The organism is Pseudomonas sp. P5_109 (assembly GCF_034009455.1).
GTDB lineage: Bacteria > Pseudomonadota > Gammaproteobacteria > Pseudomonadales > Pseudomonadaceae > Aquipseudomonas.
Map to the genome: position 1 here is coordinate 3,495,922 of NZ_CP125380.1, position 23,089 is coordinate 3,519,010.

Sequence of the window (23,089 nt, forward strand, 5' to 3'; positions counted from 1 at the left end):
GTTTTGTTCAAGTCGGTTTTGATAATAAAAGGTTATACGAATAACACGATCGCCCGCGCCAGAGCGGCTGCGCTGCTGCAAGTGCTTCAACTTTGCGTCTGTGCTGCGTCAGATCGCGTCAGCAATAGGGCGGCTGCGAAATTGCCCGGAGCAGGGGGGTGCGAAAAGATGTTTGCCAATGCTGAGTGCATGTTGCGTGCATCAAGAACCACCAGGAGCAAATTGATGATTCGTTATCTGAAAAAAAGTAAGCCGGTCGAAGCCCAAGCCGAAATCGCTGCGCAAGTGCGCGAGACGGTCGAGCAGATCATTGCCAATGTCGCCAAGAACGGCGATGCAGCCGTTCGCGAGTATTCGAAGAAATTCGATAAGTGGGAGCCTGCGACCTTCCGCCTGACCGACGAAGAAATCGCCGCGTGCGTCGCCAGTCTTTCGGAACAGGAAATCGGTGACATTAAGTTTGCGCAGGCACAGGTGCGGCGTTTTGCCGAGGTGCAAAAAGCCTCGATGCACGATGTCGAAGTCGAAACACTCCCGGGCGTGATCCTCGGACATCGCAACATTCCGGTGAACTCGGTGGGCTGCTATATCCCCGGCGGCAAGTATCCATTGCTGGCATCGGCACACATGAGCGTATTGACGGCCAAGGTTGCGGGCGTCAAGCGCGTGGTTGCAGCGGCGCCACCGTTCGACGGCAAGCCTCATCCGGCCATCGTGACGGCCATGTACCTGGCCGGCGCCGATGAAATCTATTGTGTTGGCGGCGTTCAGGCCATTGCTGCGTTGGCGTTGGGCACCGATGCCTTCAAGCCTGTCGATATGATCGTCGGCCCGGGCAACGCCTATGTCGCCGAAGCCAAGCGTCAGTTGTTCGGCAAGATCGGCATCGACCTGATTGCCGGGCCGACCGAAACACTGGTGATAGCCGACGACAGTTCCGATGTCGAAATCATTGCCGCGGACTTGCTGGGGCAGGCCGAGCACGGCGTCAACTCGCCCGCGGTGTTTTTGACCAACAGCGCTGAGCTGGCGGAAACCCTGCCGGCGGAAATCGAGCGCCAGCTGGGCATTTTGTCGACCGCGCCCGTTGCCTCCGTCGCCTGGCGTGACTATGGCGAGATCATCCTGTGCGACACCGTGGACGAACTGGTCGAGGAAGCCGACCGCATTGCCTCCGAACACGTCCAGGTCATGACCCGTGACCCTCTGTATTTCCTGGAACACATGACCAACTATGGTGCGCTGTTCCTCGGGCAGCGCACCAATGTCTCCTACGGCGACAAGGTGATCGGCACCAACCACACATTGCCCACCACCGGAACCGCGCGTTACACCGGCGGCCTGTGGGTCGGCAAGTTCATCAAGACCTGCACCTATCAGCGTGTCCTGACTGACGAAGCCTCTGTGCTGGTCGGCGAGTACTGCTCGCGCTTGTGCGGCATGGAAGGTTTTGCCGGGCACAAGGAACAGGCGGATATCCGGATTCGCCGTTACAAACAGGCCGTGTGATCGTCCAGTGGTAAAAAAGGCTCCCCATTCGGGGAGTTTTTTTTGGACTTTCAGCGAGGGTCGTTAACGGTAACGCGTGCGAACAGGGTAAACGCGGCGCACTGGAGTCCATCGCCAGCAAGCCGGCTCCTACAGGTATTGCGTGTTTCGACCGGGACGCGGTCCCTTGTAGGAGCTGGCTTGCCAGCGATGGTCGTCAACGATAACGCGTGTAACCCGGATAAACGCGGCGCATTTGAGTCCATCGCCAGCAAGCCGGCTCCTACAGGTATTGCGTGTTTCGACCGGGACGCGGTCCCTTGTAGGAGCTGGCTTGCCAGCGATGGTCGTCAACGATAACGCGTGTAACCCGGATAAACGCGGCGCATTTGAGTCCATCGCCAGCAAGCCGGCTCCTACAGGTATTGCGTGTTTCGACCGGGACGCGGTCCCTTGTAGGAGCTGGCTTGCCAGCGATGATCGTCAACGATAACGCGTGTAACCCGGATAAACGCGGCGCACTGGAGTCCATCGCCAGCAAGCCGGCTCCTACAGGTATTTCGTGTTTCGACCGGGACGCGGTCCCTTGTAGGAGCTGGCTTGCCAGCGATGATCGTCAACGATAACGCGTGTAACCCGGATAAACGCGGCGCACTGGAGTCCATCGCCAGCAAGCCGGCTCCTACAGGTATTTCGTGTTTCGACCGGGACGCGGTCCCTTGTAGGAGCTGGCTTGCCAGCGATGATCGTCAACGATAACGCGTGTAACCCGGATAAACGCGGTGCACTCGAGTCCATCGCCGGCAAGCCGGCTCCTACAGGTATTGGCCCTTTGCCCGGGTTACCCCGCGCGCTGAATGTGATGAGCCGCCTTCTCGCCGATCATGATCGCCAGCGCATTGGTATTGCTGGAACACAGGCTCGGTGCGATGGAGTTGTCGGCGATCCGCAGGCCATCGATCCCGTGTATACGCAGTTCGTTGTCCACCACCGCCATGTCGTCCATACCCATCTTGCAGGTGCCTACCGGATGCAGCGCAGCGTGGGCGTGCTGGCGCACGAATCGCCGATAGTCATCACGCGTGCGTAACGGTTCCGCGGGCACGTGCTCGCGCTGAATGTGCCCGGCCAATGCGGCCTGGGACATGATGTGCCGACCAAACTCGGTGGCCTGCGCCATGCACTCCACGTCGAACGGGTCGGCCAGGTAATTGGGCTCGATGCGGGGCAGGTCCATGGGATCTGCGCTGTGCAGTTGCAGGAAACCGCTGGAACGAGGGCGGGTCTGGCAGACGTTCAAGGTGCAGCCGTTGCCACCAGGAACGGACCCTACGCCGTCCTCGACGCCGGCCCCGGCCATGAAACAATACTGGGCGTCCGCACGGTTCTCGGCCAGGGAAGTCCGCCAGAAGGCGCCACCTTCGACCACGTTGGAGGTCACCGGGCCTTGGCGGAACAGGGCGTACTGCAAGCCGGCGGCGATCTTCCAGTGCGGCTTCTTGTACTTGTCGTAGCTCAAGGGGCGACGCAGTTCATTGATCAACGACACTTCGATATGATCCTGCAAATTCCGCCCGACCCCCGGCAGGTCATGGATCACCCTGATGCCTTTGTCGTGCAGGTGAGCGGCCGGACCAATGCCCGACAGCATCAACAGTTTTGGCGTGTTGATCGCCCCAGCGCTGACAATCACTTCGCAATCGGCCCGCAGCACCTGGCGACGGTTCTTCTCAAGGTATTCAACGCCAATGGCGCGTCCGTTTTCGACGAGGATGCGCAACACCCGGCAATCGGTCTTGACCGTCAGGTTGGGGCGCCGCCGCGCGGGTTTCAGATAGGCCACCGAGGTGCTCGATCGCAGGCCGTTGCTGGCGTTGATCTGATACAGCCCGCAACCGTCCTGCACCCCGGAGTTGAAATCGGCGTTGTAGGCCAGCCCTGCCTGCTGGCAGGCCTGTAGCCAGATTTTGGTCAAGGGGTGGGTAAAACGTTGATCGCAGACACCGAGCGGGCCGTCGGTGCCATGGGCGTCGTTGCTGAAACGGTCATTGCTTTCGCATTTCCTGAAGAACGGCAGGACGTCCTTGTAGGCCCAGCCCCTGGCACCGCCCTCGGCCCAACTGTCGTAGTCGGCAGGTTGCCCGCGCAAGTACACCATGGCGTTTACGGAACTCCCGCCACCCAGTACCCGGGCCTGCACCATGGTCGGATTCGGCGTGCCGATATAGCCGGCCGGTGGCTCCCAGGGGTAGCGTTCCACCAGGTTGCCCTGACTGGTTTTATAGAAACCCACCGGCAGATGAATGAACGGGTGGGTGTCTCTCGGCCCTTCCTCCAGCAGCACGACCGACGCCTGTTTGTCTTCGCTCAGGCGCGAGGCGATGACGCACCCGGCTGACCCACCCCCGACCACGATATATTGGACCATTGTTGTTCACCGTTCAGGTCAAAAAAAACGCCGGATCAGGCTCTTGGTGAAGAGCTGATCCAGCGTCGGTGTTAATCGCAGACCCGGCGCGAAATGCCGCAGGGATTGCCGTTCAAACGAAAGCTGTTCAGGCGGGTATCACCACGAAGCTGTCCGGTTTGCAGGTCAGGGCGACATCCGCACCGGGCGGCAGTGTGAGGCTGCCGGGGGTCGGCAACTGCTGGCACTTGAGGTCGAGGGTTCCGCCGGCTACGGCGACGCGGTAAATAACCCGATTGCCGATGAACGAAGTGTCTTTGACTTTTCCGGCAAAGGCTCCGTTGGCCAGTGGTTTGCCCAGGGCAGGCTCGAGGCCGATGGTTTCCGGGCGGATCGACACATTGACCGGCCCGGCACCCAGGTTGTTCTTGACCGTGTGTGCGTAGCGTCCGAACGGAAGCTCGACATAACCGCTACTGGCATCGGCCGGCCCATAGGTGCCGTTGACGATATTGGTGTCGCCGAAAAATTTTGCGGCGAACAAGGTGCGCGGCGACCAGTACATCTCCTGTGGCCCACCGATCTGCTCGATGCCGCCCTTGTTCAACAGCACCACCCGATCGGAGAGGATCATCGCTTCGTCCTGGTCATGGGTGACGTAGACGAAAGTGGTCGAGGTCTCTTCGTGGATCCTTTTGATCTCGTTGAGCATGTGGTGGCGAATCTTCAGGTCCAGGGCCGCCAAGGGTTCGTCGAGCAACAGCACGGCGGGGCGGTTGACCAGGGCTCGGGCCAGCGCTACCCGTTGCGCCTGGCCGCCACTGAGCTCGGAAATCCAGCGATTCTTGAAGCTTTCCAGTTGCACCAACTCCAGTGCCTTGGTCACTTCACGCTTGATTTCGTCTCGCGGTTTCTTTTTCAGGCGCAGTCCGAACGCCACGTTGTCGAAGACATCGAGATGCGGGAACAGGGCGTACTTCTGAAACACCATGTTGACGGGGCGATGTTCCGGTGCCAGCGCGGTGGAGTCCTTGCCGTCGATCACGACCTTGCCGGTGGTCGGTTCTTCGAAGCCCGCGATGATCCGCATCAGTGTGGTTTTGCCGCAGCCGCTGGGGCCGAGCAGGGTCAGGATTTCGTTGCGCTTTACGGTCAGGTCGACTTTGCCCAGGGCAGTCAGATTGCCGTAGCTCTTGGATATTCCGGTCAGTTCGATACTGTTGGTCATGGCGATTACTCTGCAGTTTCAGCACGTTCAAGTTCGAGACGACGACGGCGCAGGGTCATGACCAGGCCGGCAATGACAATGATGGCAATGGTCACGACCAGCATGAACACCGAGGCGGCATTGATGGTTGGGCTGACGGCGCGGCGCATCATCGAAAGAATCATGAGTGGCAACGTGGTGTCGCTGCCGGTGACGAACACGGTGATCAGGAATTCGTCCAGGGAGAGGGCGATCGCCAGGATCGCGGCACCGGCAATCGTCGGGCCGATGATCGGCAGCGTCACCAACCAGAACGCCTTGAGCGGCGATGCACCCAGGTCACGTGCAGCTTCTTCGAACGACAGATCGAAGTATTCCAGGCGAGAACGCACGGACTCGACGAAGAAGGGGAAGGTGAACAAGGTATGGCCGATGATCACCGTCAACAGTGAGCGTGGCAGGCCGATCAACGAGAAGAAAATCACCAGCGCGATCCCCAGGAACAGCCCGGGCAGGGCGATTGGAGCGAAGTTCATGAAGGCAAAGATGGATTTGATCCGGCCCTTCATGCGCATCAGCGCCAGGGCCGAGAACGTTCCCAGCAAGGTGGTCAGAATGGCCGAACCCGCGGCGACGATTGCACTGTTGGTCAATGCGGTCATGAAGTCCGGGCTGCTGAACAGCGCCTCGTACCATTGGGTCGAAAAGCCTTCGAACGGGAACGACAGCGAGGCCGACGAATGAAAGCTGAACAGCGCGATGATCGCGATGGGCGCATAAAGAAACAGCATGTAGACGTAAGTGAAGAGCCTGATCATGGCGAGTTACCTTTTTTATGGGCGGTCATCAGTCGTGGTAACGCTTGCCGGGCGCCAGGTTTGCAGCCCGCAACACACCCAGCAGCAACGCATAGACCAGCATGAAAACCAGCAGCAGCAAGTAGGCCATCGCAGCCCCCAGTGGCCAGTTGCCGACCGAGCGAAACTGGTTGGCGATCACCAGGCCGGTGGTCATCGCGTCACGGCCGCCCAAAAGCTGGGGGGTGACGTAGTCACTGGCGGCAAGCACGAAGGTGAACATGAACGAGCTGACGATGCTCTTGTGTGCCATCGGCATGATCACCCGCCACAGGATGGTGGCACCGCCGGCACCCAGGTCCGCAGCGGCTTCCAGGTAGTCCCGCTTGATGTCGCGCAAGCCCGACACCAGCAGCAGCAGGGTGAAGGGCAGCATGATGTGCACCAGGGTCAACACCACTGAAAACTTGCTGAAGACCAGCCATTCCAGTGGCTGATCGATCAGTCCCAGGTGCATCAGGGTGGAGTTGATCACGCCGTTGGTGCCCAGGATCGAGCGCCAGGCGTAGACCCGCACCAGGTAGCTGGAGAACCAGGAGACCAGGGCCAGGTACAGCACGGCATTGGAGCGCGTGCGATAGACAATGTAGTAGGCGACCGGGGCACTGATGACCGTCGACAGCACCGCGGTCCAGAAGCCATTCTGCAGGGCGATCCAGAGCGAGTCGTAAAACCCGGTGGCAGTCAAGGCCTTGGCGTAGTTGGCCAGGGTTGCCGCAGGTTCCATGCTGAAGGTCTTGGCGGTCCAGAAACTCGCGACCAGCAGCAATAGCGACGGAATGAGGAAGAACACCACCAGAAAGAACAGGGGAGGCGATGCCAGTAGATAGCCGCTGAGTGTTTTCTTGTCGATTTTCACGTGTTTGCCAGCCTTTGAATCCCTGTCATCGAGGAGGATGGGCTCGCTGTTGTTGACTACGTTCATGATGATTGTGCCTTTGCTTTTTGTTTCGATAACGAGGGCGCCTTGCCGGGCGCCCTCTCAAGCCGTTCTTTTACCTGGGCGGATAGCCGGGGCCGCTAGAACGAGCCTTTGAAGTTCGCCCACTGATCGATCCACTCGGCATAGGTCACGTACTTGTCGGAGCTCAGGGGCGGCTGGCCGTAGAGCTTCGATTTCTCGAAAAAGCTGTCCAGGTTCGCGTAGTCGAACGTTGTCCTGAGCTCTTCGGAGAGCAGCGGCACCGCCTTGCTGTTGACCACGCCGGAGAACATGGTGGTGGCCATTTTCGCCTGCGTGTCGGCCTCAAGCGTCTTGTTGATGAACTCCAGCGCGAGCGGTACGTCCTTGGCTGTCTTGGGGATGAACAAGGCATCGCACCAGAGGGCAGCACCTTCCTTGGGCACCGATAGCTCTGTGACTATGCCGCGCTTTTTGGTCTCGCTCGGGGTGTTGGCCGACGCCGAAAACACCGCGTCGACTTCGCCGGACACCAACAGCGAAACGGCATCGCCCGAGGAGGCCGCAAAGACTCGGCATTGATCACGATACGGTTTGAGTTTTTCGAAGGCGTCATCGAATTCGGCGCGGGTCAGGTTAGGGAATTTGTCGCCGTAGCCGGCAATGATCGCGATCAGTGACCAGTTGGAAGTCCCGTCATCGACAAAGGTCAGCCGGCCCTTCAGTTTCGGGTCGAGCAGGTCTTTGTACTCGGCGGGTTTGTTCATTTTCTTGGGGTTGTAGACGATCGTGTTCATGCCCCACAACAGCGGGACGCCCCATTGCTTGCCATCCCAGTACCAGCGGCTGCCTTTATAGAACAGCGGCACGGTGTTTTCTGCGGAGTAGTTGGGGATCTGCGCGGTATCGATCGCCTTGAGCAGGCCCATCTGCTGATAGATGGTCTCGTAGCCCAACGCGTACATGGTCAGGTCAAGCTGCACGGGATCGGAACCGGCCAGCCGCGCGGTGATGTCGTCCTGGTTGCTGGCATAGCTGGAGCGCACGGTGATGCCACGCTGTTTGCGCCACTCGGCCAGCTCCGCATCACCGGTTTCACCTTCCCAGCCAAGAATCTCCAGATGACCCGAGGAGGCGGCAAATGCACTTGGCACGAACGAAGCAATGTACAACCCTGCGGCAGACGCAGCAGCCCCCAGCATGAACGAGCGCCGGTTCAGGCTGATCGAATCCAGGTTAATGCCGGTTGATCCATAACCCGACTCTGTTTCTTTTTTCATTTTGAGTTCCTGCCTAGGGTGGTTGTTTGCTAACGGTTAACGACTTGCAATGGCGTGCGCTCGGCGGGTTTCGCCGGGCATGTCCTTATGCATGCAGTCAGGTAAATCGGCAGAGTTATGGCCAGCGATGTTTCCATGCGGCTGGGGAGGTTGTGGCGCTGTGCTGCCTGGTAGAGAGAGCATTGCGCAGTTGGCCTCCACTGGTCCGATCGACTCTTCCTTGGCTGGGTACGCGCCGTGTTCTTCAAGTAGCAGGGTGAAGGCTTCACGTGGCGCGCCCAGCGCTTGATAGGCTCGGCTTGTTGTTTTCATGGATCGAGTATTGGCCTGGCGGGCAGGGCACTCAATTTCGCAGCACCTTTAAAAGCGACGCACTCTGACGCATCAAAGTGACCTAATCGGCGCAGCAGTCTCCTGATAACGATAGTCCCGCTTGAGCGGGGGATGGGCGGTGTTCACGTGCGTCAACGTGCGTCTCTTTTGCGGGGGGTGCGAAATTGAGCCGTGTTTGTTCCAGGCGAATACTCCGATGACGGTCTTGAGACGCAGCAACGTGCATCCGCACTGGCGCCAGCGTCTATTCGATGGGAGTTTTTCTGTGAAGCTCACGGGTGGTCAGATTGTTGCGAAAGCGCTGAAAGCGAACGGTGTCGATTATGTTGCCGGCATGCCGGGTGAAGGCTCTTGGGCCTTGGTAGAAGCATTGCTCAAGACAGGCTCCGACATCCCTTTCATTCATGTCATACAGGAGCAAAGCGCGGTCCACCTGGCCGACGGCTATTTTCGTGCCTGCGGTCGGCCGATGGCCATACTTCTGCCGGCGCCGCTGGGCCTTTCGAAAGCCTTGGGCGCGATTGCAGTGGCGTTGGCGGATGCCTCGGCGATGCTGGTGATCACTGCCGGCGACACCGAACGCGGCGTTGATTCTCCTGAGTTCACAGCCACTGGCATCAGCAAAGAGCATGTGCGGGTTTCGTCGATTGAACAGTTGGCGCAGGCCCTGCGCCAGGCCTTCGATACGATGTTCAGCGGTCGCGTCGGCCCGGTCAGCCTGGATATCCCGGCGGCTGTCCAGGGCGCCTCGGTCGACGCCAGTTTGTCACCCGCCACCTTGCGGGCCAACAACGCCAGCGACATCCCACCGCTGGTGGCTCTCAGGCCCCTGGCGCAACTGAGTTCGATCCTGGAGGGGGATGCGCTGCTGATGGTCGGGACGCAGAGTCTGCGGGAGACTGTCAGTGAGATCTTCCCGGATTATCAACACCGAGGTCACTTCTGTACCTCTGGCGCCGGCGCGCTGGGTTGGGCAGTTCCGGCAGCCATTGGCGCGAAGCTCGCCATGCCGGCACGTCAAGTGGTGTGTGCCGTCAGCGACGGGGATTTTTTACAGTCGATGCAGGAACTGGCGGTGTGCGTGATGCACAGTCTTCCCGTGGTGTTCCTGGTGTTCAACAACAGCGGGCCTGAGTCGTTGAGCGATGTGCAAGTTTCCCTCGCCGGGCAACATCGGGCCGGGGAATTCAATTTGCCGGACGGCAAACCTTACTCGCCTGACTTCGCGGGCATCGCCAGAAACTTTGGCCTGCAAGCGTGGCGAGTCGAACATGCTTCGCAACTCAATCCAGCCTTCATCAAGGCGCTGAACAGCAAAGGGCCGTCGTTGGTGGAGATCATTACTGCGCGCAGTTCGCGAGCGAACTGATTGAGCGCAACGTCTCAATCCTGACCGCCCCAGACGATAGTGGCGTTATCGCCCGTCATGTATTCGCGCACTTCCAGCGGTAACGACTGATCGCTGGGAAGCACCGCGGTTGCATTGCGCAGGTGATGTTTGCGGATCTTGCCTTTGTCCACCAGCCCCAACGCCATGCGCGTCGAGAAGGGTTGGCGAAAAGACGATGACGCCACACCGGTGACCAAACCATAAAGGAACCGGATTGGCCGGCGATGCTGCGGCGTGAGAATCGAAAACGTCATTTCGTTACGTTGCTTGCCCTCGAAATCGACCATGAACAGACGATCGCCCAGCAGCAGGCAGAATCCGTGATAGGTGAACGAATAGCCGATCTTTCCACTGCCATCGAGCAAGGGAAAGCGTTCTACGGTGACGTACTGGACCATCGAGTCGGCCCGATACAGGCAGGTGACCGAACGCAGGATGCGGCCTTTATAGATAGAGGAGTTGTGGTACCGGTAATAGACGCCCAGATAGTCCTCGAGCAGATCCGCCGACTGCTTCGCCAGGGGCAGGAAATGATTGAATTGCGCCGAGGCCCGCAAGTCTGTCGGTAGTTCGTTTTCGTAGCCTTCATAAAACTTCTTGAACTCGGCGGGCGGCCGGAAAAGGTCTTCGGCCTCCATCATGAAATACCGGCCGATCTTCTGCAGGATTTTCTGCGAGGGGACGTGCTGGCCCACCAGGTATTTGTTGAACTGCTGGCGATTGACATCAACTTTGCGGCACATGTCTGCCACCGAGCGACAAGACTCCACCAGCGTACTCAGGTTCTTTTGCACGTTGGCTTGCAAGTCGCTGCGAACCTGTTGTCGCTCAGGGTGCGAGGTGGCGGCAGTTAGCGACATGGGCGACGAATCTCCTCGGCTGGGCATTTTTTTCTCGATATAGGCCAGGGTGTAAGAGCGGAAGGTTATATAGGTTATAAATCAGTTATCGAAATAACCGCCTGTATAACTTGGTGCCCACTTAAACAATTGAATTTTCAATAGTTAATCAAGCATGTTTCATGCCCGCAAAGAGTATTTAAGTTCAATCCGCCAATATCAGTCAATGCGTCAGATTGTAAGCGCTCCTGCTGGCCAGTCCGAGTCACCATTGGGTAGGCGCATGCCCGGCCAGTAACACTTCGTCCGGCCGTCGGTAACAGATATCCATGCCATGGCCGAATAGTGCTTCAGTCCGCGTCATGTATCGAGGGTGTGCGAAATGGTGCAAAGAAAGTTCGCCATCGATACTTCAAGGCTTAACGATTGGAGTCTCAGGCGATGGCAAGGTTGACCGGCGATATTCCAGGACAAAGGCGATTCAAGGTAGGCATGGTTGGCGGCGGGCAGGGCGCTTACTTCGCCAGTTATCACCGGGCGGCCATGCGTCTTTGCAATCGATTCGACATTGTCGCCGGTGCCTTCTCTTCGGATGCCGACAAGTGTCGGGAGGCGGGCGCGGCACTTGGCCTTCAACCCGAGCGCATCTACCTGTCGTTCGAGGACATGGCCGCTGCCGAGTCGCGTCGATCCGACCCCATAGAGGCGGTCGTCATCGTGACACCCAATCACCTGCACTTTGAACCTTGCCGATTGTTTCTGCGGGCGGGCATTCCGGTCATTTGCGACAAGCCGCTGGTCAACAGCCCACAAGAAGCCACTGAGTTGGCGAGCATTGCCGATCAGCACGATACGTTCTTCGCGCTGACCTACACCTACCAGGGCTATCCCATGGTCAGGGATGCCCGCAGTCGTATTCAGGCCGGGGAGCTTGGCGACATTCGCTTCATGTATGTCGAGTACCTGCTGGAGTGGTTGGCGCCGGGTGTCTCGACGCTGAGTAAAAGCCTGGCCTGGCGCGGTGATCCGCAAAAGGCCGGCCCCACCGGTGTCGTCGGGGACATCGGCACCCATGCCTTCAACATGCTTGAGTTCCTGGGCGGGCGCCGTTGCACCAGCCTGAATGCCAAATTGACCACGGTCGTACCCGGCTGGGGGCTGGACGACACCTGTGTGGTGCAGCTGGAGTTCGAAGGCGGGGTAGACGGTCTGCTGTGGGCCAGTTTCGCGGCGCCCGGCCATCGTAATGGCCTGCGCTTCAAAATCATCGGCAGCCAGGCTTCGCTCGAATGGTGCCAGGAGTCCCCGGAAACACTGCGCTTTACCCCCGTCGACGGTGCAGAGCGCATCTACCGCCGAGGCCAGAGCGACAACGCCGCCCAGACACTGAACTTCACCAGCTTGCCCGCCGGCAACACCGAAGGCTATCTGGAAGCACTCGCTGTTCTCTACGCCGATTTCGCCGAGGCACTCGATGCCGGCGCAGGTTGGCGCAGCGCAACCAGCATTGCGTTACCCGACATCCATGAGGGCGTGCGCGGCGTCTGCCTGTCCCAGGCGTGCGTCGAGTCCAGCCGACGGCGTGCCTGGGTGCCTTTTCCCTCCAACTGACACCTCCACGCTTTCTGTGCTCAACACTACGCAACCAAGGAAAATCGATGTCTAGCGAACTCTACAGAGCGGCATATTCGGTACTGCTTCCCGCGTTCGGGGATTTGCACCTGGACGAAAACGTCCGTCGTTATCTGAGCCGCGGGGGCGTTTCCCTGTTGCTGGGGGAGACACGGGACGAGTACGTGGGCCGAGCCATGAGCGCGGCGCGAAAGGGCGCGGAAACCCAGGCAGATTTCGTCAACATCGCCCGGCAAGGGGCCTCGTTGGCGGGGTCGCCGGTACTGATTGCGGTGGACCAGGAACTCGGCGGCATCGAACGCCTTCATCAATTGGTCCCTGCCGTCGCGTCGCGAGAGCAGTTCAAGGCGCTGAGCACTCAGGACATCGAACATCGATGCTTCGAGATGGCCCGGGCGGCACGCAGCCTGGGCGTCAATCTGTTCCTGGCACCGATTGTCGACGTGGTCACCGGCGCCAACCCATGGCTGCTCAACCGGCACCTGGGCGCCGACCCGCTCGAGGTCAGCCGGGTTTGCTGTGCCTTTATCCGCGGGGTGCAACGGGCAGGCGTGATTGCCACGGCCAAACACTTCCCGGGCCATTACATCACTGAAGCGGATCCGGCGATTGCCCCCGCCACAGTTCCCGGGCCAGTGCATTTGCTGCACGACAACCTTGAGGTCTTCAAGCAAGTCATCGCCACGGGCGTCAAGGCGGTGATGCCGGGGCCAGCGGTGTTCCCGGCGCTCGACCCTGAGCATTCGGCGTCCACCTCGTCGACAATCATCGGCCTTCTGCGTGACACCCTTGGTTTCGACGGTTTGATTATTTCCGATGACCTCGATGCGGTGTCCATCCTTCGCGGTAACTCCATCACGGACACGGCCGTTGCGTCACTGTCGGCAGGCGCACACCTGTTGCTGGTGTCCAGTGAGTCTGGTCTGGATGCCATCGCCGCAGCCATTGTCGCGGCCGTCGATGCGGGGGTTCTGGACCGTCGGGTTCTGCTGGCTGCCGCGTTCAAGGTACGGGCGTTGGCCAATGCCACGCACGACCTGACGCGGTAACTGCGTCAGTTCGCGCCTTATTTAGCGTGGCTGCGAAATCTCTACCTGAATCCGATCGCTCTACAATGAATAACAACGGTAGGAGCGTCATATGCAAACCCAAAACAATATCCTGGCCCTGCATTCCACAGTTGCAAAGCACTCGACCCTGGCGATGGACATCGACATTAAAAAGGCCACGGGTTTCGATGCGCTGGAGATCAACAGCGCAAAACTGGAAGCCTGGCTGCAGGCCGGTTATACCGAAGCGGAACTGAAAAATTTGCTTGCGGACGTGCCTGTCACAGGCATTGGTTACCTGAGGGATATCGAGCGCCAGGGTACCGAACGCAATGACTTGCTCAAAGAGGCCGAGCGACTGTTCCAGTTGGCCAACCTGGCCGGCGCCAAAGGTGTGCAAGTGCTCACCGGGCCAATCAATGTCCAGGCCGTGATCGATTTCCAGCAGCACGGCAAGAGCAAGCATTACTCGGGCTTGCTGGGTCTTGATGAAGCGACCCAGTATGACTTGACCGCCAGGAATCTCACCTTGCTGGCTGATCTGGCCAAGCAATATGACGTTCTTCTTTATCTTGAAGCGCTGTCCTGGACGCCACTGAATAGCCTGGACCACCAACTTCAGCTGATTGATCGCTGCGGGCGCGATAACGTCAAGATGGTCATCGACTACTGGCATTGCTTTACCTCGGGCGTGAAGCCGCAAGACATTGCCAGGATGAACAAAGACCTGATCTACGGCGTGCACGTGTGTGACTCGCTGCCGTATGAAGGTGGTATCGCCAACGAAGAAATCCTCAGGGATGTGCCGACGGGCAGCGGGGTTCTGGACCTTGTCGAGTGGACGGCTGCGGTGAAGGCCACCGGGTACGAGGGCTGGTGGAGTTGCGAGTTGTTTTGCAAGAAACAGCAACAACAGAACAGTTACGAAGTCGCCAAAGCGTTGAAGTTACTGTTGACCCGGCTTGTGGGTCGATAAACAGCTTTTCGACAACAACCAAAAAGTACTTTTTCAAGTTTGATTTCGGCCTGCCCGTCATTGCGCAGGCGCAAGTCAAGGCTTGTCACTCTCTATTGGCTGCCATCGCTCCCGGTGGCCTTGTTCTCAATACTAAAAAGATCTGAGGTCGTAATGGTGGATTTCATCGTAATCGGAGGCGGATCGACAGGTTGCACCGTGGCTTCGAGACTGAGCGAAGACGCAACGGCATCCGTCGTCCTTTTCGAAGAGGGGCCGCGCGATCGCAACCCCTATATCCATATTCCCGGCGCCTACTACAAGACGGCGCAAGGCCCGCTGCTCAAACGCTATGCCTGGGAGCCTACCGAAGATCAACGCCGCACCGAGACGCCGACGATGGTCCAGGCCAGCGTTTTGGGTGGCGGAAGTTCGGTCAATGCGATGATCTACATCCGCGGTGTCCCGGCCGACTACGACGGCTGGGCCGAGCAGGGCGCCGCCGGCTGGTCTTACAAGGACGTACTGCCGTACTTCAAAAAAGCCGAAGACAACGAGCGCTTCTGCAACGAAGCCCATGGTGTTGGCGGGCCGCTGGGTGTTTCCGATCCGATCAATATCCATCCGCTGACCAAAGTGTGGCTTCGCGCATGCCAGCAATACGGCTTGCCGTACAACGAAGATTTCAATTCGGGCCAGCCTGAAGGTTGCGGGCTGTATCAGATCACCGCCAAAAACGGCTTTCGCAGCAGTGCGGCAGTGGCCTACCTGAAACCCGCCAAATCGCGCAAGAACCTCACCGTAAAGACCGGGTGTCGGGTCATCCGCATCCTCACCCAAGGCAGTAAAGCCATTGGCGTTGAATACATCGAGAAGGGCGTGCGCCAGGTGATGCATGCCGACAAGGAAATCATTTTATCGTCCGGCGCCATCAACTCACCGCGTTTGTTGATGTTGTCCGGTATCGGACCCGCCGCGCAGCTGGATAAACATGGCATCAAGGTGGTCAGTGACTTGCCCGGTGTCGGCCAGAATCTTCAGGACCATATTGAAGTGTCTCTGGTGTATGAACTGACCGGGCCGCATAGCTACGACAAGTACAAAAAGCCCCTTTGGAAAATGATGGCGGGCTTGCAATACGCCTTGTTCAGACAAGGCCCGGCGGCGTCCAACCTCATTGAAGGCGGCGCTTTCTGGTGGGGCGACAAGGCGGCGGCCCATCCGGACATCCAGTACTTCATGGTCGTCGGTGCCGGCATAGAAGAGGGCGTCGATTCAGTTCCCGGCGGCAATGGCTGCACGCTGAACCTGGGACAGATACGTCCAAGGTCCAGAGGCCATGTCGAGCTCTATTCAGCCGACCCGATGTCACCGCCGCGGATCGTGCCCAACTATTTTTCCGACCCATACGATATCGAGAGTCTGGTGGATGGTTGCCTGGAGGGTGAGCAAATCATGTCCCAGGCCGCCTTCAAACCATTCATTGCCAGGCGGCATGTGCCGGACGGGGCGGTCCGGACCCGGGAAGAAATGAAAAAATTCTGCCACGAGCAAGCGCACGCCGCGCTGCATCCATCCGGCACGTGCCGCATGGGGGTGGACGAACTTTCGGTGGTCGGCCCGGACCTGCGCGTGCACGGTATGGAAGGGCTGCGCGTTGCCGACGCATCGGTCATGCCCACGCTGATCTCCGGGAACCCTAACTCGGTGTGCATCATGATCGGCGAAAAAGCCGCGGACATGATCAGAAACGGGCACTGAGCCGGCACTCGGGATAGCGCGGCAGTCACGGGGTAACCCTTGACTACCGTGCTTGCTGCCGGTCAGCAGCGGCTACGGTTCAGCCTGTTTCATCGGCACGATTTGGTGGCGCTTCGCCGCCCAGACGACCCCACCCACCAGCAACACGATTGACGTCACCTCCATCAAGCCAGGCACTCGCTGACTGAACAGAAAACCGTATACACAGGCAAACAGCGTTTCGAACACGATCATCTGGCCACTCAACGACGTGGCCATGCGACGCGAGCAGGCATTCCACAGCCCATTGGCAACCCATGAACCACCGAGTGCCAGGAACAGGCAGACCCACAGCAACGCTGTCCAGCGGCTGTTTTCAACCTGAGCGGGGACCAGGTTCGGGAACAGGATCAAGGCCGCGATGCCGAACACGACCGCGACGACACCCGTCACGATACCCAACAGCGTCGACCATTCGCTGCTGTTGAAATGGCTTTGCTTGAGATAGCGGGCATTGTGGGTCGCGTACCACGACCAGCAGATCACGCCGCTGACCCCGCAGGCCAGGCCCAGCAAGCGCGAAGACAGTGAGCCACTCGCCCCCTGTGTGCCCGAGTGTTCGAGGCTCACCGATACGATGCCCAGGAATACCAGCAACAAGGGCAGCTTGAGCTTTGTCAGGGGCAGGGACCCGGCATCGCCACGCCCCAGATAGGTAATGGCAACCGGCATCATGCCGTTGATAAGGGCGGCGGCAGTCACCCCGCTCAGTTGCACGGAAGCGCCCAACAGCGCGTAGTTGAGGATGTTCCCGGTGAATGAAAGGCGAAGCAGCATCAAGGCATCGCGGCGCGTCAACCGGGAGAGCAGGCGTGATGCAAAAGGCAAGGCGACGAGGAGCGAGATCAGCCCGTACATTGCAAACCGCACGCTGCTGATCAGCACGGCATTGAATTCCGGCAGCAACGAGGGGGCGATGATCACCCCTCCCCAGAGAGCACCCGCCAAAATCGCAAATACAATCCCACTGTTCATCATCTTGGCTCTGAAAGGCTGTTTAGCGGCATTCTAGCCATGGTATATAAGCGCCACCTGCGATAAATAGTTGGTCACCCATTCCCGGGCGGAATGTCGTGGCGCAGTCGTCCGCTCAGGAGAACCCTCATTAACCGTTACCTGCGTACCTTGCCCCCGTTGGAAACCCTGATCACATTTGAGGCGGTGGGACGGCACGCCAGTTTCACGGGGGCGGCAGGCGAGCTGTTTCTTACCCAGAGCGCCGTGAGCAAACAGATGCGCCAGCTCGAGGACTGCATGGGCGTCCCGCTCTTCGAGCGCAAACCGAGGGGTGTCAAGTTGACCGGCGCAGGCGATGAGCTGCTGATGACGGTCAACGTGCTCCTCACCACGATGTACCAAAGCGTCACGCGAATTCGCAATGTCCATCAGTCCAACGCCGTCTCGGTGCTGGCGACCCATGCCCTGGCCCAGTTCTGGCTGTTCCCGAAACTGATCGAATTCAACAAGGCCTACCCCGACATCGCCGTGCACGTCCACGCCATCAACGAGTTCGATGAGGCCAGCCTCAATGATTTCGACGTGGGCATTCTCTATGGCTCTGGCGAATGGCCCTCGCTGGACAGCGATTTCCTGCTGCCGGAAATCGTCTATGCCGTGGCCCATCCTTCACTGGATGTTTCGCGGATCAAGACCCTGGAACACTTGGCGCAGGCCAACCTGGTGCAGATCGACACGTGCGCCTGGCAATGCCTGGACTGGCACCAATGGTTCGGTCACTTTGGCATCGACTACATAGCGCGGGACAAAGCCCCGGTCTTTAACCAGCTGACACTGGCGTATCGGGCCGTTCAGCAAGGCATGGGCATCGGCCTGGCCTGGACGTTCATGGCTGATGAGGCGCTGGCCAAGGGAGAATTGCAGCGGGTTACACCTTTCGAATGCGTGACGGGCAATGGCGAGTTCCTGGTGTCGCTCAAGCATCGCAAGCGTTCTGCCTCTGCCGAGATATTCCGGCAGTGGCTGCTGGGATCAATGGGCGACTGAGCAGTCCAACGATAACGCGTGTGACCCGGGTAAACGCGGCGCACCTGAGTCCATCGCCAGCAAGCCGGCTCCTACAGATATTGCGCGGCCCCTTGTAGGAGCTGGCTTGCCAGCGATGCTCGTCAACGATCACGCGTGTGACCTGGATAAACGCGGCGCACCTGAGTCCATCGCCAGCAAGCCGGCTCCTACAGGTATTGCGCGGCCCCTTGTAGGAGCTGGCTTGCCAGCGATGCTCGTCAACGATCACGCGTGTGACCTGGATAAACGCGGCGCACCTGAGTCCATCGCCGGCAAGCCGGCTCCTACAGGTATTGCGCGGTCCCTTGTAGGAGCTGGCTTGCCAGCGATGGTCGTCAACGATAACGCGTGTGACCTGGATAAACGCGGCGCACTTGAGTCCATCGCCGGCAAGCCGGCTCCTACAGGTATTGCGCGGTCCCTTGTAGGAGCTGGCTTGCCAGCGATGGTCGTCAACGATAACGCGTGTGACCTGGATAAACGCGGCGCACTTGAGTCCATCGCCGGCAAGCCGGCTCCTACAGGTATTGCGCGGTCCCTTGTAGGAGCTGGCTTGCCAGCGATGGTCGTCAACGATAACGCGAGTAAACCGGATAACCGCGGCGCACCTGAGTCCATCGCCAGCAAGCCGGTTCCTACAGGTATTGCGCGGTCCCTTGTAATTGGATGGACTCGCCCAAGCCGAGGCGTCAATGCGCCACGGTGGCAGTCTAAACAGCCAACGACAGCGAGGGCGAGTCCATGAAAAATCATAGTTCGTTTGATCAATCCGTGTCTTCTTCCGATTTGTCGGCCTGCACAACCTTGGCGGTCGACTTGGCCAAACAGGTCTTTCAGGTCGCCGGTGAAGATATCCTCGGCCAGGTGCGCTACGAGCAGCGGATCAAGTCGCGCGAGGCGTTTTATGATTTTCTCCGACAGTTGCCGGCGCATGTCGTGGTTTTGATGGAGACCGGTCCGGGTGCCCAGGCCTGGGCCCGGCAGCTGCAAGAGCAAGGTAATCCGGTGCGGATTCTTCCAGCCGGTTTGGTGGCCACACATCGCAGCGGGCCTAAAAATGATCGCAACGATGCGCTGGCGATTCTGCGGGCCAATCGCGATGAAAAAATCTGCGCAGTACCGGTCAAAAGCGTTGCGGCGCTGGCAATGCAGGCGTTGCATCGTGCCCGCCAGGGCTATGTGCGTCGACGCACGGCCCTCAGTAATCAGATGCGCGGCCTGCTGCTTGAGCACGGCGTAGCCTTGGCACAGGGCGATGTTGCGATCAGCCAGAAAATCCCGCGGGTGCTGGAAGATGCCACCCAGCCGGTGCCGGGCCTGCTGCGTGAGCTGATCGACGAACTGTTGGCCGAGTGGCGCCATTTGGGCGAGCGCATCAGCGTACTGACGGGACGCCTGGAAGTGGCCGCCAACGCTGACATGACGGCGAAGCGGCTAATGACTGTGCGCGGCATCGGCCCGGTCACTGCCACGGCACTGGTGGCCAAGGAAACCAAGCCTGAGCGATTTCCCAATGCCCGCAAGTTTGCCGCGTACTTTGGCATGGTGCCTGACCAGCACAGCAGCGGGGAGACGGTCCGGTTGGGGGGCATGACCAAGCGAGGTGATGCTTATTTACGCAGCCTGATGATCCAGGGAGCCCATGCGGTGCTGCAACAACTACGACCTGATTCCCAGCAACCCGATGACCGCCGCTTGTTGCACTGGATGAGCCGGTTGGGCCGTAAGGAGGCTGCGATCAGGCTAGCCAACCGCAACCTGCGAATCGTCTGGGTGCTTCTACAGAATGACCAGACTTATCGTCGCCACGCGGGTGATGGCCAGCCAGCGACGATGGGCCACTGAGCGACAGAGTTCTGCCACCGAGGTACTAACCGTCTGACCCTCTGCTGAAAAAAATTGACCCCAGGTAAGACCGGCGTGGATTGATGCCTAAGCTCCTACTGGCCTTCGAGGCCTGACTGTAATCGGCATACCACGAGCTTTTCCAATTTTGGCCAGAAGCCGAAGACGGCTTCCACGAATAGGCCTAATACATAGATGCAACGGGGCAGCGGTTTTTCAAAAGCGGGTAGACAGTGGGGGCGAGTCCATACATAGGAGCTGGCTTGCCAGCGATGGTCGTCAACGATAACGCGTGTGACCTGGATAAACGCAGCGCACCTGAGTCCATCGCCGGCAAGCCGGCTCCTACAGATATTGCGCGGCCCCTTGTAGGAGCTGGCTTGCCAGCGATGGTCGTCAACGATAACGCGTGTGACCTGGATAAACGCGGCGCACTTGAGTCCATCGCCAGCAAGCCGGCTCCTACAGATATTGCGCGGCCCTTGTAGGAGCTGGCTTGCCAGCGATGGTCGTCAACGATAACGCGTGTGACCTGGATAAACGCGGCGCACCTGAGTCCATCGCCGGCAAGCCGGCTCCTACAGGTATTGCGCGGTCCCTTGTAGGAGCTGGCTTGCCAGCGATGGTCGTCAACGATAACGCGAGTAAACCGGCTAACCGCGGCGCACTTGAGTCCATCGCCAGCAAGCCGGTTCCTACAGGTATTGCGCGGTCCCTTGTAGGAGCTGGCTTGCCAGATTGCCAGGAAGCTCGCGGACATTGCGTTATTTCCATCACCAGGCCAGTCATCAAGGCAATCGTCAGGCCGGCATTAAGCCAGAACAGCTTTGGACGTCGCAGCTCGGCGTTTTCCTCGGACATCGAGGGCAAGCCTTCTTCATTTTCATCGTCGAAAATGGTGGCGGCAGCTCCTACCGAGAGTTGCAGCGAGCCCAAACGCGGACGCTCCCGAATGCCTGAGAAGTAAGCCAGTGCCATGACTCAAGCGATGGGTTGGCGCAGTTGCTCGATGATTCGGCGTGCGCGATTGGCACCTACATCGACGTGTATGTCGATCATCGGGCGTACACCGAACCGGCACATGTTCAGGTACTGGGCTTCAATTACTTCCTTGTCTTCATCGAAGGTCAGGATGGTTTGCTCCACGACCTTGGCCTTGATGGTCTCTGGATCACTCGCCGGGTTGGTGGCAATGGTCCAGAAGTAGTGACTGGTGGTTTCGGTTTCCGGCGTTACGCCGTGGAATCCGCGCATGTGGAAGCCACCGCGATCCGGGTTGTCCAGTGAGTCGGTACCGGCATCCACCGCACCGGTCCAGATACGCAGATGGCTGACGTGAAATTCGATTTCCTGCCAACGGTCCACGTTGCCTTTGAAGGGGAAGGCGGCGGTGTAGGTGGGCGGTGGAACAGAGTCCGGCAGGTGGCGTACGACCCGGACAACGTTGTCTTCACTTTCCACGCTCATCCGGGCATTCATGTGGATGCTGGCGTTGCCGCCGATGGTGCGCAGGTGGACATACCCCAGATGACTCAAGTCCATGAGGTTGTCGTGAATCAGCTGATAAGGCGCGTTGTAGTGGTACACGTTGCCGTCGAACAGGTATTTGCCGCTGCTGTGAACTGAGTAAACAGGCGGCTCACAACTCGGCTCAGGTCGAGCCTCACTGCCAAACCAGATCCAGACAATCTGGTCCTGCTCGCGCACGTGATACGCAGGAACCTTGGCTTTGCTCGGGATCTTGTCCTGGCCCGGGATTTCGACGCATTTTCCACTGTCATCGAACAGCAGGCCGTGATAGCCGCAACGAATGCCCGTTGCTTCGAGCGTGCCGTTCGACAGTGGCAATGCTCTGTGGCAGCAGCGGTCTTCCAGTGCCGCGACCTCGCCGTTGGCTTTGCGAAACAGTACTACAGGCTTGTTGAGTAATGTCCGGCCCACCGGTTTGTCCTTCAATTCCCAACCCAGGGCAGCGACGTACCACTGGTCAAGGGGAAAGCTGGGCAAGGCAGGCGCCGGAATTTCTTCGGCAAGCGTTTGGAGAGTGGAGGTGTTCATGGTGTTCTCCAGGAGGCACGGTTGATGTTGTTGTTTGAATTCACAGGTCGAGCACCAGGCGTGATGATCTGGCGCGAGAGCAGCAGGGGGTAAAACGATCGTTTGCGGCTTGTTCGGCCACAGTCAGGAACTTGTCCCGGTGATCGGGCATGCCCTTCAATACGCGGGTTACGCAGGTGCCGCAGACGCCTTGCTCGCAAGATGACTCGATCGCGATACCGGCCTCGTCGAGCACTTCGAATACCGTACGGTCGGCAGGGATCCGGAAAACCTGGCCATTGCTTGCCAGTTCAACTTCGAAAGGTACATTGGCGCTTTGATCGACAGGGTCTGCGGCAAAGAACTCTTTATGGACCCGGTCCTGTGACCAGCCAGCGTTCTGCGCGACATCAAGGATGTGGTTCATGAACCCGGCCGGGCCGCACACATAAAGATGGGTGTCGGCGTTCGGCGCTGCCAGCAGGGCCGGCGCATCGAGCTTCTGTATCTGCAAGCTACTGTCGTCATGAAACCTTATGCGATCGGCGAAAGGGGCTTGAGCAAGCATCTCCACGAACGCCGCGCGCTGGCTTGATCGGAAGCAATAGTGCAACTCGAAGTCGGCCCCTTGATGCGATAGCTCCCAAGCCATGGCCAGCATGGGGGTGATACCGATGCCACCGCCAAACAACAGGTGTCGTTGTGCCGAGCGATCAAGCGGAAAAAGATTGCGCGGAGCGCTGATGGTGAGCGTTTGCCCTGACCGTACCTGCTCATGCATGGCTCTGGAGCCGCCCCGTGAGCTCGGGTCCTTGAGCACGCTGATCAGGTAGCGGTGGCGCTCCCTGGGATCGTTGCACAAGGAGTATTGGCGGGTGAGGCCATCGGCAATGTGAATGTCGATGTGGGCACCGGCCTTGAACGCCGGCAGCGTACTGCCATCGACGGCACATAATTCGAAACTGCAGATGCCTTCGGCTTCGTCTGCTTTGCGGGTGACGTTGACTTGAAGCATGACTTGTCCCTCCACACTGAAGTGGCTGC

At 59.1% G+C, this 23,089-nt stretch carries 18 protein-coding genes; 9 read left to right on the top strand and 9 right to left on the bottom strand.

What is annotated here, in order from left to right:
- Window positions 1-225: 225 nt before the first annotated feature.
- Window positions 226-1,509 carry a histidinol dehydrogenase gene (gene hisD / locus QMK54_RS15705; protein ID WP_320400821.1) on the top strand — a complete coding sequence of 428 codons (1,284 nt, stop codon included), beginning with the start codon at window positions 226-228 and terminating at the stop codon, window positions 1,507-1,509.
- Between the two features lie 820 nt (window positions 1,510-2,329).
- Here hisD and QMK54_RS15710 read toward each other — a convergent pair.
- The 5 genes from QMK54_RS15710 to QMK54_RS15730 all read right to left on the bottom strand — a co-directional run bounded on the left by QMK54_RS15710 (window position 2,330) and on the right by QMK54_RS15730 (window position 8,140).
- Entirely contained in the window at window positions 2,330-3,916 is a 1,587-nt protein-coding gene (locus QMK54_RS15710) for a GMC family oxidoreductase (RefSeq protein WP_320400822.1), read from the bottom strand.
- A 127-nt stretch (window positions 3,917-4,043) separates the two neighbouring features.
- Complete coding sequence (locus QMK54_RS15715; protein ID WP_110661897.1) at window positions 4,044-5,123, bottom strand: ABC transporter ATP-binding protein; 1,080 nt, start codon at window positions 5,121-5,123, stop codon at window positions 4,044-4,046.
- 5 nt (window positions 5,124-5,128) lie between these two features.
- Entirely contained in the window at window positions 5,129-5,920 is a 792-nt protein-coding gene (locus QMK54_RS15720) for an ABC transporter permease (protein ID WP_007996153.1), read from the bottom strand.
- A 28-nt stretch (window positions 5,921-5,948) separates the two neighbouring features.
- Window positions 5,949-6,884, bottom strand: a complete 936-nt coding sequence (locus QMK54_RS15725) for an ABC transporter permease (protein WP_110661896.1) — start codon at window positions 6,882-6,884, stop codon at window positions 5,949-5,951.
- Window positions 6,885-6,979: 95 nt separating this feature from the next.
- On the bottom strand, window positions 6,980-8,140 hold the full coding sequence (locus QMK54_RS15730) for an ABC transporter substrate-binding protein (protein WP_110661895.1): 1,161 nt from the start codon (window positions 8,138-8,140) through the stop codon (window positions 6,980-6,982).
- 529 nt (window positions 8,141-8,669) lie between these two features.
- Between QMK54_RS15730 and QMK54_RS15735 the strand changes: the two genes are divergently transcribed.
- Entirely contained in the window at window positions 8,670-9,842 is a 1,173-nt protein-coding gene (locus tag QMK54_RS15735; RefSeq protein WP_223588640.1) for a thiamine pyrophosphate-dependent enzyme, read from the top strand.
- A gap of 14 nt (window positions 9,843-9,856) precedes the next feature.
- On the opposite strand, the gene QMK54_RS15740 is transcribed toward QMK54_RS15735, so the two are convergent.
- A complete protein-coding gene (locus QMK54_RS15740) occupies window positions 9,857-10,723 on the bottom strand; it encodes a helix-turn-helix transcriptional regulator (RefSeq protein WP_110661413.1) in 867 nt (288 codons plus the stop codon).
- Window positions 10,724-11,143: 420 nt separating this feature from the next.
- Between QMK54_RS15740 and QMK54_RS15745 the strand changes: the two genes are divergently transcribed.
- From QMK54_RS15745 to QMK54_RS15760, 4 genes are all read left to right on the top strand, one after another.
- Window positions 11,144-12,313, top strand: coding sequence for a Gfo/Idh/MocA family oxidoreductase (locus QMK54_RS15745; RefSeq protein ID WP_320400823.1), 1,170 nt, complete (start codon window positions 11,144-11,146; stop codon window positions 12,311-12,313).
- 47 nt (window positions 12,314-12,360) lie between these two features.
- The gene (locus QMK54_RS15750) at window positions 12,361-13,383 is read left to right on the top strand and encodes a glycoside hydrolase family 3 N-terminal domain-containing protein (protein ID WP_320400824.1); all 1,023 of its coding nucleotides are present in this window, start codon (window positions 12,361-12,363) and stop codon (window positions 13,381-13,383) included.
- A gap of 91 nt (window positions 13,384-13,474) precedes the next feature.
- The gene (locus tag QMK54_RS15755) at window positions 13,475-14,359 is read left to right on the top strand and encodes a sugar phosphate isomerase/epimerase family protein (RefSeq protein WP_320400825.1); all 885 of its coding nucleotides are present in this window, start codon (window positions 13,475-13,477) and stop codon (window positions 14,357-14,359) included.
- Between the two features lie 153 nt (window positions 14,360-14,512).
- Window positions 14,513-16,099: a GMC family oxidoreductase gene (locus QMK54_RS15760; protein ID WP_320400826.1), complete on the top strand. Its 1,587-nt coding sequence runs from the start codon at window positions 14,513-14,515 to the stop codon at window positions 16,097-16,099.
- A gap of 72 nt (window positions 16,100-16,171) precedes the next feature.
- Here QMK54_RS15760 and QMK54_RS15765 read toward each other — a convergent pair whose 3' ends face one another.
- Window positions 16,172-17,116 carry a DMT family transporter gene (locus tag QMK54_RS15765; protein WP_320400827.1) on the bottom strand — a complete coding sequence of 315 codons (945 nt, stop codon included), beginning with the start codon at window positions 17,114-17,116 and terminating at the stop codon, window positions 16,172-16,174.
- 90 nt (window positions 17,117-17,206) lie between these two features.
- On the opposite strand from QMK54_RS15765, the gene QMK54_RS15770 reads away from it, so the two are divergent.
- From QMK54_RS15770 to QMK54_RS15780, 3 genes are all read left to right on the top strand, one after another.
- Window positions 17,207-18,142 (top strand): LysR substrate-binding domain-containing protein, encoded by a 936-nt coding sequence (locus QMK54_RS15770; RefSeq protein ID WP_110661401.1) that lies wholly within the window; start codon window positions 17,207-17,209, stop codon window positions 18,140-18,142.
- An 807-nt stretch (window positions 18,143-18,949) separates the two neighbouring features.
- Window positions 18,950-20,008, top strand: a complete 1,059-nt coding sequence (locus QMK54_RS15775; protein WP_320402891.1) for an IS110 family transposase — start codon at window positions 18,950-18,952, stop codon at window positions 20,006-20,008.
- A gap of 496 nt (window positions 20,009-20,504) precedes the next feature.
- The gene (locus QMK54_RS15780; RefSeq protein ID WP_320400828.1) at window positions 20,505-20,975 is read left to right on the top strand and encodes a hypothetical protein; all 471 of its coding nucleotides are present in this window, start codon (window positions 20,505-20,507) and stop codon (window positions 20,973-20,975) included.
- A 14-nt stretch (window positions 20,976-20,989) separates the two neighbouring features.
- Here QMK54_RS15780 and QMK54_RS15785 read toward each other — a convergent pair whose 3' ends face one another.
- Together QMK54_RS15785 and QMK54_RS15790 are read right to left on the bottom strand one after the other, a co-directional pair.
- A complete protein-coding gene (locus QMK54_RS15785) occupies window positions 20,990-22,066 on the bottom strand; it encodes an aromatic ring-hydroxylating dioxygenase subunit alpha (RefSeq protein WP_223595426.1) in 1,077 nt (358 codons plus the stop codon).
- A gap of 40 nt (window positions 22,067-22,106) precedes the next feature.
- The gene (locus QMK54_RS15790; protein WP_320400829.1) at window positions 22,107-23,060 is read right to left on the bottom strand and encodes a PDR/VanB family oxidoreductase; all 954 of its coding nucleotides are present in this window, start codon (window positions 23,058-23,060) and stop codon (window positions 22,107-22,109) included.
- Between the last annotated feature and the right edge of the window lie 29 nt (window positions 23,061-23,089).